This is a genomic window from Sphaerisporangium aureirubrum (assembly GCF_042658925.1).
GTDB lineage: Bacteria > Actinomycetota > Actinomycetes > Streptosporangiales > Streptosporangiaceae > Sphaerisporangium > Sphaerisporangium aureirubrum.
The window spans coordinates 55,182-68,654 of the sequence record NZ_JBHSRF010000044.1; the positions used below are offsets into that span (position 1 = coordinate 55,182).

Sequence of the window (13,473 nt, forward strand, 5' to 3'; positions counted from 1 at the left end):
AGCGACCCGATGTATCACACGTTCACCCGCGTCTTCACCGAGCGGCAGACCACCGCACTGGTGGCCGAGGCGGACGCCAGGCGTCCCGAGGCCACACCCGTCGCCGTCCCGCAGGCTCGCTTGCACGGCGACCACGCCATCCCCGCGTCCAGGTTCCGCCGCGCCGGCACCGGCCCCGCGCTGGACGCCGTGGTCACCACCGTCGTCAAACGCGTCGTCCGCGACGACCTCGGCCTGAGCTTCGGCCTGGGCCTGATCCCCGTGCGCACCGCCTACAACTACTACGACCCCGGGGACCACCTGGGCGTGCATCTCGACGCGCCGGAATGCCGGTACACCGTCCTGGTCCCCCTGTCCCCGCAGATCGAGCCCCTGGAGGTCTACCCGGCCCTCGCGGGCGCAGGCGCCCGCGAACTCCACCACCGCATCATCACCGGCACCCTCGGCCCCCCGGTCCGGGTCCCCGCCCCCTACGGCGGCCTCGTCGTCGTCCAGGGCAGCGTCATGCCCCACGCCCGCCCCCCGGCCACCCACCCCTGCCGGGTGGCCACGGTCTGCTTCGGCTGACTGGCGCAGTCGGCCACCGCACGATCCATTCATGTCGAGCCTCCGCACGGGCGCACCGAGGCCCCGTGCCGTATCGATCGGCATTTCGCGGGGGCCGGGGTATAGCGCTCAACGCCGCCCGGCCGGCCCATCGGGAATCACCGGAAATGCGGTGAATGCCGTGTTTGTAAATGCTTGCGCCGAGGGCGTTCTCTGTGATTGCGGAGAACGGGCAGCGCGCCGGGTGCGCCGCCACGCATAATCGTCGGAAAATTCCGCGGTCGCTCACCCGGGAGCCGTCAGGCAGAGAATTCATGGCGTCCAGAATCTCCCCGGGTGAAGGTGCCGCCGGTGACCCGGCGGGTGGCGACCGTTTCGGGCGAGTCGCGCGCAACCCGTTCACATGGATCGCGGGGCTGCTCGCCATGGTGGTGGGTGGCGTGGTCGCCGCGTGGGTGCCCGCGGGCGGCCACGACATGTTCAACCGTGTGACCGGGGCCGATCCCGTGGTGGTCTTTCTGGTGGAGGAGGAGTGGGAGGACGGCGACGTCGCGCCGGCCCGTCCGATCGAGGACCAGGACGACCGGACCACCCTTCTCGCCACGTCCGGCGAGCAGGCCTTCACCGGCCTGGTGAAGAAGTACCGGGGCGGGCCGGTCGGCAGGCTGGGCGTCATCGTCGCCGTGGGCGGCGGCCATGGTGACGTGCGCGTCGTGGACATTCGTCCCCGGGTCCTGCCGGACGCCCCGTCGCGCGGTTCCGCCGGCCTCCGCACGGGGGCTTGCCGGTGTCGGCGCGGCGCCTTCCGGCCGCGCTCACGGTGGTGGTCCTGCTGGCCGTCACGGCGGCGGACACCCTCCACGGCCCAGGAGCCCTCGGCGTCGTGTCGGGCACGGGAGGGCCGGGCACGGGTAGGGGAGCAACGCCGAGTGCGGGTGGCGAAGCCGGGGCGGGTGCCGACGGCACGAGCGGCGGTGCGGTGGCGGCCGGCGGTGCGGTGCCGGGGGGCGACAGGCTGCCGCCATCGGCCTGGCCGGACGCCTGCTCGCTGCTGACGGCCGAGGACCTGCGCCGGCTCGGCCCCGGCTACCGCGCCTACCCGCGCGCCCGTACCCTCTTCGTGACGGCCTCCCCATGGCCAGTGACCTGCGACCACGTGTGGCCGGTGAGCTGCGACCACGTGCCCCCCGACGACACCCGGCCGGTGGTGACGGTGACCGTGGACTGGGTCGCACGGTCGCCCGCCGAGGCGCGGACCCTGCTGGACGGTGCGCTCGCCGCCCGGATGGCCGAGGAGCCGCGGCGTCCGGGCGGTCGAGGGAGCCGCGGCGTCCGGATGGTCGAGGGAGCCGCGGCGTCCGGATGGTCGAGGGAGCCGCGGCGTCCGGATGGTCGAGGGAACCGCGCCGTCCGGATGGTCGAGGGAACCGCGCCGTCCGGATGGTCGAGGAACGGCGCCGTCCGGATGGTCGAGGAACCGCGCCGTCCGGGCGGCCGAGGAACCCGCCGTCCGGACCGCTTCGCGTGTGGCGTCTGTCAGGTCCTCGGCGGCGGGTCCGGGACTCGGCGCTCATCCAGGTGGGTCCGCTCCTCGCCCGTCTCACCGTTCACGACGAACCCCGGGGGGTGCGCCGCCTCATCCCTGTCGTGGTCGCCGCCATGCGCCGTGCCGCCGGAGGGTGAGCCTCCGGCGGTCGCGGGCCGCTTGGGGTTATGGCAGGCAGCCGTAGACGCCGTGGTTGGCGCCTCGGGTGAAGGCGTTCACGCGTTGGCGGGCGTTGCCGTGGTCGCCGCTGTCGGTCCAGGGGGTGTCGTCGGCCAGGCGGCGCAGGGCGGCGCGGAGTTCGGCGATGTCACCGTCCTCGAACAGCAGGGTGTCGTCGGCGGCGGCGCCGAACAGGGCGGCGCCCGCCAGGCAGTCCGCCTGCAGTTCCTTGGCGCGCAGGACGTAACGGGCGGGGATGCGGTTCTGCACCGCGTGCGCCCACTCATGGGCGATGATCAGGTAGACCCAGGCGTCGCCGGAGCGGTAGCCGTCGGCCATCAGGGTGATGTCCCAGGCGATGTAGTGCCCGTACGGGCAGTACACCGCGTTGTCGTAGGAGACCCGCCGGTTGCCGCAGAAGGGCGCGCTGCGGATGCCCCCGCCGTAGGCCCCGAGGACGTAAGGCGGGTAGTGGTAGCCGGGGAAGTACTGCCTCCAGTGCGTCGACCAGTAGCGGTTGACCACGTATAACGCCGTACGGATGTCCCCGTTCATGTCGTCCAGGGAACGGACCCCCGCCGTACTGGCCGCTCCCGCCGAATCCGTGCCACCGCGGGACGTGCTCGCCTCCGCGTACCCCGTGAATAGCAGTGAGAACGCCGTGGCGAGTGCCACACCTGCCTTTGTCATTCGTCGCACGCTGCGACCACCTTCCGTGTTCCGGGCCCCATGAAACAGTAAAGGCCATTCTTTGGCAGCGGAAGATGGTATGTGGCAGTTCTTATATGCCTAAGAACGGATATGACCACCGATTCCTAAGATATCGGACAATACTCTCCAGTAAAGAAGTTCGGATTCAGCGGCCCTTGCCGTGAGGGGCTTCGCCGCGAATACGGAACCTTCGCCGTCAAGGGGTTTCGCCGGGAAGGGGCGGAGCGGGCAACCCGGTCGGGGCGCCGGGACATTGAGCCCCGGCGCCCGGCGCGATCGTGCCGACGGTGCGGCTGTGTCGACGGTGCGGCTGTGTCGACGGTGCGATCGTGTCGTCGGTGCGGCCGTGTCGTCGGTGCGGCCGTGTCGTCGGTGCGGCCGTGTCGGCGGTCAGGCGTCGGCGCTGGTGATGACGGCGAAGCGTCCGCCCTGGGGGTCGGCGAGTTCGGCGAAACGGCCCACGCCCTCGGCGCCCATCACGGGGGACAGCACCCGGCCGCCGAGTTCCTGGGCTCTGGCCAGGGCCGCGTCGCAGTCGCGCACCTCGAAGTAGGGGAGCCAGTGGGCGGTGTCGCCCGGCTGCAGGGGCATGATGCCGCCGAGCCCGGGGTTCTGGCCGTCGGCGGTGGAGGCGACGATGTAGGTCATGTCGCCGAACGGCATGTCCTCGAAGGTCCAGCCGAAGACCTCGCCGTAGAAGGGGCGGACCGCGTCCGGCGCGGGGACGTACAGCTCGGCCCAGGTCAGGGAGCCGGGGACGGTGACGATGTCCAGGCCGATGGTCCGGCCGGGCTGCCACACCGCGAAGTCGGCGCCGCCGGGGTCGGTGCAGGACGCCATGCGGCCCGCGTCGAACACGTCGAAGGCGGGGACGCGCAGCGTGCCGCCCGCCTGTTCCACCGACTTGCCGGTGGCCTCGGCGTCCGGCGTCATGAAGTAGACGGTCCAGGTCGTCGCCTCGTCGTCCTGTGTCGGGCCGAGCGCCGCGACGGTCCTGCCGTCGAGCTGGAAGAAGCCGTATCCGCCGGCGTCGGGACCGGCGGACTGGAACGCCCAGCCGAGCAGGGAGCCGTAGAACTCGGCGGCGGCCTCGATGTCGGTGGTGGTCAGGTCGATCCAGTTGGGCGCACCTGGAACGAAATCAGTCGTGAGCATGACAGCTCCTAGTCGACGTGCCGGGGGTCGTGGACGGCGGCGCTCGCCACCGTGATGCTGCACGCCACACTCGCAGGCGCCACCGACATTTTCCGGGCCGCCGTAGGGACGGCGGCGGCCGGACTCAAGAGGCCATGGGGGGAGATCCGGGTCAAGCGGTCCGGAGGAGGGGCCCGGGTCGGGGCGGCCTGTAGGAGAGCCTGTAGGAGAGCCCGGGGGAGCCCGAGGAGCCCGGGGGAGAGTCCGGGGGCCGCAGGTCCGCATGGCCCAGGGAGGTCCGGCTCGGCGCGGACCGGAAAAGGTGGGCCGGGCCGGGAAGGGTATGGCCGGGACGGCCGAGTCAGGCCGGGACGGGCCGAGTCAAGCCGAGTCAGGCCGGGACGGGCCGAGTCAGGCTGGGGCGGGCCGAGTCAGGCTGGGGCGGCCTTTACCGCGATGCTGTAGGTGCCGGTGAGGGTGCGTTCGCGGGTGGTGCCGGGGCGGAGGCGGGTGGCGGCGCGCAGCAGGCCGCGTTTGCAGCCGAGGCCTGAGTGGAGGACCATCTCGGTGTCGGTCTTGTTCTCCAGGGAGACGCGGGTGAGCAGGGAGAACTCGGGGAGTTCGTAGCAGCCCTGCTTGGGATTGGTGAGGGTTGTGACCACGGCGCCGTCGGCCTGGACGACAAGAGTGCCGGTGGCGGCGGTGGCGGGCAGGCCGGGCGCGATCACCAGCGGCGTGGTGGCGAGCAGGACCCCCAGGCTGGTCAGGGCGCGTCGCATGGCTTTCCTCCTCAGTGCGCGGATCATGAATCCCCTTCATCGTAACGGAGAGTGATCATACGGTCACTGAAGGATTCGGCGGGACGCACCCTGATGACGGCGTGCGGCATGCGGAAGGCCCCGGCGCCGTCGTCGATGACGGTGCCGGGGCCCGTGCCGCGAGCCGTGCGGCCGGGCGGGCGTGTCGCGCGCCCGCCCGGCGGGCCGACCGGCGGGCGGGCCCGTCGCCGCACGGCCCGCCCTGCCGGATCAGTCGCCGAACTCGTCGCGCACGCCTGGCGGGGTCAGTGCGGAGACGTAGTGCTGCGGCATGTGATCGTCCATGGAGTAGACGACCGGCAGCGAGCGGGTCGCCCGCAGTCTGCGCGCCATGTACGACATCGCCGCCATCGGGATGCCCGCCATGGTGGGCATCTGCTGCGCCGGCCGCCGACGCGCCTCCCAGTGGCCCTTGCGGGCGATGCCCACGCACCCGGCCTGCGCCAGTATGCCGAGCACGCCGTTGCGCAGATGCGGGATCCGGTAGTGGAGCTCGCGGCCGAAGTGCCGGAACGGCCCGTTCGCGGCGGACGGCAGGTGCGGCACCACGTCGCAGTCGTAGGTGTACCTGATCACCTTGTCCCGCAGGAACTCGTCCGCCTCGCAGGCCTCGGCGAACGCCTTGTCGCCGATCATCGGCTGGCCGTAGGTGTACACCGCCTTGAGCCTGTCGCCGAGCGTCTCGCGGTACTTGCGCTCGTGCCGCATCATCACGGCCATCAGCGAGGCCATCCCGCCGCCCATGCTGTGCCCGGTGATGTACAGCGCCTCCAGGCCGCCCTCGTTCCCGGATCCGTCCATGCCGTCACCGGGCCGGGCGGACGACCGGGGCCCGCTCGCGCGGCGCAGCGCGTTCATGACCTCGTACCGGGTGGCCCGCACGTTGCGGTACGCCCCGGCGTGCACCGTGGCGCACGGGTCGCCGAGCTGGTAGCCGATCCGCTCGGGGTCGACGTCGATGTCGCTGAGCCAGTTGATGAAGTCCAGCGGCCCGGTGCCCCGGTAGCACAGGATGGCGGTCCGGCCGGTCGCGCCGCGGATCAGGAAGGCGGTGGAGCGGATCAGCATCGCGTCCACCGACGAGCGGATCATCTCGACCCGGTTGTCCTCCAGCCCCATCCTCGCCATGATCATGGAGAGTGTCCTGGGGTCGGAGTACGCGTAGGCCGAGCAGACCGCCATGACGTGCGCGATGGCCGGATCGGGATGCTCGGCGGCGTCGGCCAGCCGGTTCTCCAGATCCTTGTACACCGGGAACCCGGCCGTTTCCTGGTGGCCGTACGGCCGCATCTCCTCGTACGACGGCGCCTTGGCGACCCGGGCCCAGCGGCCCTCGGTCTCCAGGGCGTCGCGGAGACGTTCCTCCCATTCGGTGGTCAGGAACTCCCCGGCTTTCCTGCCACTCGCGATCACCTTTCCGACGCCGGACTGGCCGGCCGGGACGGATTTCTCCGCCTGGCGATTGTTCCTCGTGGTCTCGACACTAGCCACGCCATACCCCATTTCAGGTCGCCCCGTCTGCCCTCACGATTTCCGGCGCGTCCCGTCAGGAATCCCATGTCCGCGCAAACAGATCACCAGTGACGGCGGGCGGGGCCTCAGCGGGAGTACGACGAGGTGGTCACCGGCTCGGCGACCGGACCGCCGGCGGTGGCCAGCGGGAGGCGCAGCACGAAGCGCGCGCCACCGGCGCAGGAGGCGGCGGCGATGATGGTGCCGCCGTGCGCGCGGGCGATGTCGCGGACGATGGCGAGCCCGAGGCCGGTGCCGCCGCGGTCGCGGCTGCGGGAGGCGTCCAGCCGGGTGAACCGCTCGAAGATGCGCTCGCGGTCCGCCTCGGCGACGCCGTCCCCGTCGTCGACGACGCTGAGCTCGGCGAAGGCGCCGGACCTGCGCACCTCGACCAGCACCAGTCCCTTGGCGTGGCGCTGGGCGTTGTCCAGCAGGTTGGTGAGGATGCGGGCGATCTGCGTCTCCACGGCGTTCACCAGCACGCCGGGGGCGAGGCGCACCTGGACGGGGAGCCGGTCGGTCCGCCGCCGGACCTCCATGCGGACGGACTCGGCGAGGTCCACCTCGGTCAGCGCGGCCGAGGCGCCCGCGCCGATCTTGGCGAGCAGGAGCAGGTCGGTGATGATCGCCTGGAGGCGGTCGGTGTCGCGCAGCGTGCGGTCCAGCAGGTCGCCGAGGTCGGTGTCGTCCGGGTGGAGCTTGGCTTCCTCCAGCTGGGCGCGCAGCCCGGCGACGGGGGTGCGGAGCTCGTGCGAGGCGTCCGAGGCGAACCGGCGCTGCTGGGCCAGTGCCAGCTCCATGCGCTCCTTGGCGTTCTCCAGGCGTTCCAGGGTGCCGTTCACCGTGCGGGCCAGCCGGGCCACCTCGTCGTCGCCGGGCGGCTCCGGCACGCGGCTGCTGAGGTTGCCGACGTTGGTGGTGGCGAGCTCGGCGCGGATGGCCTCCACCGGGCGCAGGGTGCGGCCGGTGATCTTCCAGGTGGCCCAGATCGCCAGGGAGATCAGCACCGCGACCTGGACCGCGAACAGGGCGTCGAAGACGCCGGTCGAGGTGAGCGTGCGCACCGGCCCCCCGGCGTACACCACGGTGGAGTCCGGCGCGTCGGAGACCCGCAGCGCCGACAGCCGGACGCAGCCGACCCGCTGGTGCCCGCAGGTCTGCACGTCGCTCTGCGGGGCCTGTGGGGACGGCCACACGTCGGTCAGCGGGGGCAGCCCGCGCGCCGCCGGTGAGCTGGCGATGACCCGCGGCCCCGGCGCCACGACCTGGATGAGCTCAGCCCCCGGCACGGTCGGCATGATCTCGCTCCCCTCCAGCCGCCCCGTCCGGTCCGCCGCCGCCACCAGATCCGCCGCGTGCCGCGCGTCCAGCCACCCCGCGTCCGCGAGCTGCTGCCGCGCCACCATCCCCGCCAGCAGCCCCGAGGGCACCAGCAGCAACATGGCCAGCACGGCCACCAGCATCGTGACCCGCCCCCGGATGGACCGGGGCCGCACCCCTCGCCCAAGCCGGCGAACCCGCTCACGCACGTATTTCTCCTCCTCCGGCCCACTTTTACCGGCCGACTGATGACCAGGGGATTGACGACTTGACCGACAACCACCCCTGCGAACGGTCCCGCTCCGCCCGACGGGTTCCGTACCGGACGCTTCCGGCTCCGCGTGTGGCGGTTCCGTTTCCGCGCGGTGGTTGTGTGTTGGGCGGTTCCGGCTCCGCGTGTGGCGGTTCCGTTTCCGCGTAGTGGTTGTGTCTTGGACGGCTCCGGCTCCGCGTGTTGGGCGGTTCCGGCTCCGCGTGTTGGGCGGTTCCGGTTCCCCGTGGTGGTTGTGTCTTGGGCGGTTCTGTTCCGCTTGCGACGGTTCCGGTTCTGCGTGGTGGTGTTGTGCTGGACGGTTCCGGCTCCGCGTGTGGCGGTTCCGGTTCCGCGTGGTGGTTGTGTGTTGGCGGTTCTGGTCCCGTGTGTGGCGGGTTCGGTTCCGCGTGGTGGGTGCTGTCCGGACGGTTCCGGGGCCGCGTGTGGCGGGTCCCGGGTTTCCGTGCGGTCCGGCTTCGGTGTCGGGCCGGTACGGCCTCCGGGCCGGCCGGGTGGTGTTCCCTCCGGCGCCGGGCGGCGGGATCCCTGTACGGCGAAATCGGCGCCGCCGTACGGCGGGTGGCCGGTGCCAGGGATCGATGTGGTGCGGCGCCTTCAGGCGCCGTCGGTGTTGCCCGGAGTGGGGCGCAAAGACGGCTCGCATGCGCAAAGCCATGCTCTGGGCTGATTCGCTAGGGCAAAATCCAACCTAGCAGATACCCCAAAATGGTGCAAACCAGACAAAATAACCTCGCCCATGAGCCCCTCCATGGCAAAACCCGCCCACGGCGTCCGGTGAGCGGCCACGTGGCGGGGCGTGTGAGGGACGTCACGCTCGCGCGCCGAGACGAGGCCACGTAAGTGACGGGCCGCCGGAGGTAGGGGACGGGCCGCCGGGAGATGAGGGACGGGGCCCATCGAGAGGTGAGTACGGGGCCTCGAGAGGTGAGTCCGGGGCCTTGAGAGGTGAGTACGGGGCCTCGAGAGGTGGGTCCGGTGCCCGAGGGCCTCACCGCCACCGGCGGGCCGGTCGTCGGGGCCTCGAGGGGTGAGTACGGGGCCTCGAGAGGTGAGTCCGGGGCCTTGAGAGGTGAGTACGGGGCCTCGAGAGGTGGGTCCGGTGCCCGAGGGTCTCACCGCCACCGGCGGGCCGGTCGTCGGGGCCTCGAGGGGTGAGTACGGGGCCTCGAGAGGTGGGAAGCATGCTTCGGTGCTGCCGTGGGTGGCCGTGTCCGCCGTGAGGCCGGAGCCGGTGCCGCTGCGGTTGCCTGGTGGCCGATGCGTGCCGCGTCCAGCCGGGGGTGAGAGCGATCACGTGTTCGCGGGAGGGGCCGTGGGCCCAGGGAATGCCGCGATGGAGGAGCGGTCGCCCGTTCGTAAGGAGACGGGACGGTTGACCGGTCACGGGGGGTGGTGACCGGGGTGGGTGAAAGGTTCAGTGGCCCGGAGGTCGGTGGCCGGGGTCAGCGTTCGGGGAAGGAATCGGTGCGGGGGTCGAGTTCGTCGTCCGCTCGGGGGTCGGTGGACGTGGTCAGCTCCTCGCGCAACCGTTCGAGATCGAGGTCGTGGCTGCTGTACTTGAGCTGACGGGCCACTTTCGCCTGCTTCGCCTTGGCGCGGCCTCGCCCCATCCTCGCTCCTCTCCCGCCGGGCCGCGCCGACGCGGCCGGGCTCCGGTCCCCTCGCCATGACGATCGAAGAATTTGCGGGTTTGCCACATTGTAAAGCGCGATCAGCCGTTAACGGGGGAGGATCGCTCGTCCGTTCGCCATACCTCGGCGCCGGCCCTGACTTCGGGGGCGGCGAGAGGCAGCCTCAGGACGAGCCGGGCGCCGCCGAGCGGCGACGAGCACGCCTCGATGGTGCCGTCGTGCGCCTGGGCGATGTCCCGGGCGATGGCGAGGCCGAGGCCGGTGCCGCCGCGGTCGCGGCTGCGCGCCTCGTCCAGCCGGGTGAAGCGCTCGAAGACACGCTCCCGGTCCCCTTCGGCGATCCCTTCGCCGTCGTCGTCCACGATCAGCTCCGCGTGGTCCCCACGGCGGCGGACCTCGACCAGCACGGTGCTCCTGGCGTGCCGCTGGGCGTTGTCCAGCAGGTTGGTGGCGACCCGGCCGATCTGCGTGTGCACGGCGTCGATGGTCACTCCGGGCATCAGCGCGAGCCGTACCCCGGGGCGAGCCTCGTGCCGCGCCAGCTCGGTCCGCACGATCGACGCCAGGTCGGCCCGCTCACGCAGCTCGGGGCTGGAGGCGCCGACCCGCGCGAGCAGCAGCAGGTCGGTGATGATGCCCTGCAGCCGGTCCACGTCGCGCAGCGTGCGGCACAGCAGGTCGTCCAGGTCGGTCTCCTCGGGATGGAGCTGCGCCTCCTCCAGCTGTGCCCGGATCCCGGCCACGGGGGTGCGCAGCTCGTGCGAGGCGTCGGCGGCGAACCGCCGCTGCTGGTTGAGCGCGAGCTCGGTGCGCAGGCGCGCGGCCTCCAGCCGCGCGAGCGTGCTGTTGATGGTGCGCGCGAGCCGGGCGATCTCGTCGTCGCCCTCGGGCTCGGGCACCCGGCTGCTGAGATCGCTGACGTTGATCGCGGCGAGCTCGGCGCGGATGGCCTCCACCGGCCGCAGCGTGCGCCCGGTGACCTTCCACGTGGTGGCGACGGCCAGGAAGATGAGCACGGTCCCCTGGGTGGCGAACAGCGAGTCGATGGCGCCGGTGGAGGCGTCCGCCATCGCGGGGCGCCCGGCGTAGACGATGTCGGAGCCGGGGTCGGCGGAGACCCGCTGCGCGGACAGGCGCACGCAGCCGACCCGGGTGCCGGTGCAGGTCCACACGTCCCGCTGGGGGTCGGCGGCGGTGGGCCGCGTCTTGCCGAGCGGGGGCAGGCCCTTGGCGGCGGGTGAGGAGGCGATGACGCGGTTGCCGGGGCCGATCACCTGGATGAGTTCGATGCCGGGGGTGGTGGGCTTGATCGTGGCGGAAAGCTTGCCGAGGCGGTCGGCGGCGGCGGTGAGGGACGCCTGCTGCCGCGCGTCGAGCCATACGGCGTTCGCCACCGACTGGCGTGCAACCATTCCCGCGAGCAGGCCCGAAGGTACGAGCAAAAGGATCGCGAGCAGGCTGACCAGCAGGGTGACACGGCCGCGGATGGACCGCGGCCGCCATCGCAGAGGCACCGGACATCGTCCGGGCCGCGCGGGTTGGCTCTGCGTCATTACTCGGCTTTCTCACGGGGTTCAGGTACGGGTGACGATTGCGGTGGGCCGTCGAGGGCCGGTCCGCCGTTTCGGTGTACCGCTCGCGCGGTGGACGCTCTGGTGGAGCGTGGCCGGGAAGCGCTTTCCTATGCTGAATCCCGCAATGGTCGTATGGAATGGTGCCGGGGCTGCCTCACTGCCACGTGGTGGCCGGTGCCGCGGACGCGACGGCCGGGTGACACGGGGCGTCCGCCGTCCGGGCCACGTGCCCGCTGGGCCGCCGGCGGCTCTCGCCTCCTGACAAGGCAACACTTAAAAACTAGCACCTGACCTGCGCGTTTCTCGAACGCCGGCGAGTGCTTTGGCGGATCCGGTACCGATTCTGGACTAACTGTGTACCGTATACAGAATGCCGTAATACCTATCTCGGGTATGCCCCCCGCGAGCCTGGTGGCGGCTCCGGTCGCCGCGATCCGGGCGGCACGGAGCCGGCCCGCCACCAGGGGGAGCGGGCCGCTTCAGTCGTGGACCTCCAGGGCCGCCCGCACCGCCGACTCCAGCGAGCCCTCGATCCAGGCGTGCTTCAGCGAGGTGTGCTCACCCGCGAAGTGCAGGGGCCCCTCGGGCCGTGCGATGGCCGGGTGGATCTCGGTCATCTGCCCGGGGGTGAAGACGGCCGCCTCGCCGAACGCGTACCGATTGCGCAGCCAGCTCTGCGTCTGGCCGTGGCCGGTGTAGAACTCGGCGATCCGGTCGCCGTGCACCTCCTGCAGTCCGCGCAGCGCGTAGCCGTACCGCTCCCGGTCGTCCATCGAGTCCCAGCGCGCCGCGTCGTCCGCCCAGACGTAGCTGGCCAGCACCACGCCGCCCTCGCTGCCGGGGACGCGGTGCGAGGGGTAGTAGGTGAACCGGTTGGCGTTGTCGGCGACCGAGCCGCCCCCGGCCACGTGCGTCGCCCGGCCGGGGCGGTACCGGGAGCCGAGCTCGCGCTTCCAGTCCTCCTCGGTGAACTCCCACCACCGCCTGCGGAACTCCAGCAGCACCTTGGTCGCCGAGTCGTAGTGCAACTCGATGATCGCGCGGCGCTTGCCGTACGACAGGGCGGGCGCGATCTCGACGTGCCGCAGCGCCGGGAAGGGGATCGTGACGATCGCCACGTCGCCGTGGAAGGCCTCGGCGCGGTGCTGCGGCGCGGACGACGACTCGTCGCTGCCCCGCTCGCTGACCGTGTCGATCCGCACGCCTCGCCCGGAGGTCTCGATGCGGACGGCACGGCGGTCCAGGTGGATGTCCTCGTGCAGGCCGGGCTCCAGCCGGTACGGGAGGGTGTGGCTGCCCCCGGCCAGCTCCCAGTAGGTGGCGGAGGGGTTGACCAGGCTGCGGGTCAGGAAGGTGTGCATGAACGCCAGCGGCAACCGCGAGGTGAGGTTCTCGACGGTGCCGATGGCGTCCACCGCCGCGTCGCTCAGCTTGGCGTGCTCGGTGAGGAAGCGGTTCATCGAGTAGCCGTCGAAGCGGTACAGCACCTGGGCCCAGCCCTTGATCAGCTCGGGCAGCGGCTTGTCGACCCGCCGGTCGCCGCGCACCACCGAGATCAGGTCGCGCACAGGGTCCAGCGCGTCGTCCAGGATCCTGGCGGTGGTCCTGCGGTCCTTCAGGCCGAACGACGCGTTGACCTTGCGGGGGTCGGCGGCGTACTCGTCGCGGCGCTGCTGGACGCCGTTGACCCGGATCCAGGTGTGCGAGAGCCGTTCGGGCGCCTCGAACCGGCCGCGCGGCGGGGCGGACCGCCACACCTCGCCGTGCCGCGAGGTGTAGACGACCGGGGGGATCGGGCCGCGGGAGACGGCGCCCGGCCGCACGTCGACGTTGTAGAACGGGCGGCGCCGGATACCGAGCTTGTCGATCAGTGCGAGGGTGAGCGGGTGGAAGTCGGGGATGCGCATGGCCCCCGCCTCGGCGTACTGCAGCGGGTCGGCGAAGCCGGTACGGAAGGTCTTGATCCGGCCGCCGATGCGGTTGCCGTTGGCCTCGATGACGGTGACCCGGTGCCCGGCCCGTTTGAGCAGCGTGGCGGCCACCAGCCCGGCGATGCCCGCCCCGACGATCAGCACCCGCTTGGGGGAGCGGGTGCGGGGCAGCCCCTTGTCGATCAGCACCTCCAGGTAGCGCAGCTTGAGGTCCGAGCTGTGCTCGTCGACGAGCAGCAGGTCGCGGGCCACGTCCAGGCAGGTGGACCAGTGGGCGGGGCCGTGCGGGGCGAGCGCGGGGGCGCCGGGCAGCGCGG

At 71.9% G+C, this 13,473-nt stretch carries 10 protein-coding genes; 2 read left to right on the forward strand and 8 right to left on the reverse strand.

Features of this window, described 5'->3' with window-relative positions; all coding sequences use genetic code 11:
- Window positions 1–9: 9 nt before the first annotated feature.
- A complete protein-coding gene (locus ACFP1K_RS25515) occupies window positions 10–567 on the forward strand; it encodes a hypothetical protein (RefSeq protein ID WP_380757706.1) in 558 nt (185 codons plus the stop codon).
- A gap of 293 nt (window positions 568–860) precedes the next feature.
- Entirely contained in the window at window positions 861–1,601 is a 741-nt protein-coding gene (locus ACFP1K_RS25520; protein WP_380757708.1) for a hypothetical protein, read from the forward strand.
- A gap of 656 nt (window positions 1,602–2,257) precedes the next feature.
- Here the strand turns inward: ACFP1K_RS25520 and ACFP1K_RS25525 are convergent.
- The 8 genes from ACFP1K_RS25525 to ACFP1K_RS25560 all read right to left on the reverse strand — a co-directional run.
- Complete coding sequence (locus ACFP1K_RS25525; RefSeq protein ID WP_380757711.1) at window positions 2,258–2,806, reverse strand: neutral zinc metallopeptidase; 549 nt, start codon at window positions 2,804–2,806, stop codon at window positions 2,258–2,260.
- Window positions 2,807–3,352: 546 nt separating this feature from the next.
- Entirely contained in the window at window positions 3,353–4,117 is a 765-nt protein-coding gene (locus tag ACFP1K_RS25530) for a VOC family protein (protein WP_380757714.1), read from the reverse strand.
- 410 nt (window positions 4,118–4,527) lie between these two features.
- Entirely contained in the window at window positions 4,528–4,875 is a 348-nt protein-coding gene (locus ACFP1K_RS25535; RefSeq protein WP_380757716.1) for a hypothetical protein, read from the reverse strand.
- Window positions 4,876–5,124: 249 nt separating this feature from the next.
- Window positions 5,125–6,405: a lipase family protein gene (locus tag ACFP1K_RS25540; RefSeq protein WP_380757719.1), complete on the reverse strand. Its 1,281-nt coding sequence runs from the start codon at window positions 6,403–6,405 to the stop codon at window positions 5,125–5,127.
- Between the two features lie 107 nt (window positions 6,406–6,512).
- Window positions 6,513–7,955, reverse strand: a complete 1,443-nt coding sequence (locus tag ACFP1K_RS25545; RefSeq protein WP_380757721.1) for a sensor histidine kinase — start codon at window positions 7,953–7,955, stop codon at window positions 6,513–6,515.
- 1,507 nt (window positions 7,956–9,462) lie between these two features.
- A complete protein-coding gene (locus tag ACFP1K_RS25550) occupies window positions 9,463–9,630 on the reverse strand; it encodes a DUF3073 family protein (RefSeq protein WP_380757723.1) in 168 nt (55 codons plus the stop codon).
- A 101-nt stretch (window positions 9,631–9,731) separates the two neighbouring features.
- Complete coding sequence (locus ACFP1K_RS25555) at window positions 9,732–11,165, reverse strand: sensor histidine kinase (protein ID WP_380757725.1); 1,434 nt, start codon at window positions 11,163–11,165, stop codon at window positions 9,732–9,734.
- 539 nt (window positions 11,166–11,704) lie between these two features.
- Window positions 11,705–13,473, reverse strand: a 1,769-nt coding sequence (locus ACFP1K_RS25560; RefSeq protein ID WP_380757727.1) for a flavin monoamine oxidase family protein, incomplete at its 5' end; no start/stop codon positions are given.

Bases quoted from the DNA above. Each gene is read 5' to 3' on its own strand.
- ACFP1K_RS25515 (WP_380757706.1), top strand. From the start codon at position 10: ATGTATCACACGTTCACCCGCGTCTTCACCGAGCGGCAGACCACCGCA.
- ACFP1K_RS25520 (WP_380757708.1), top strand. From the start codon at position 861: ATGGCGTCCAGAATCTCCCCGGGTGAAGGTGCCGCCGGTGACCCGGCG.
- ACFP1K_RS25525 (WP_380757711.1), bottom strand. From the start codon at position 2,806: ATGAACGGGGACATCCGTACGGCGTTATACGTGGTCAACCGCTACTGG.
- ACFP1K_RS25530 (WP_380757714.1), bottom strand. From the start codon at position 4,117: ATGCTCACGACTGATTTCGTTCCAGGTGCGCCCAACTGGATCGACCTG.
- ACFP1K_RS25535 (WP_380757716.1), bottom strand. From the start codon at position 4,875: ATGCGACGCGCCCTGACCAGCCTGGGGGTCCTGCTCGCCACCACGCCG.
- ACFP1K_RS25550 (WP_380757723.1), bottom strand. From the start codon at position 9,630: ATGGGGCGAGGCCGCGCCAAGGCGAAGCAGGCGAAAGTGGCCCGTCAG.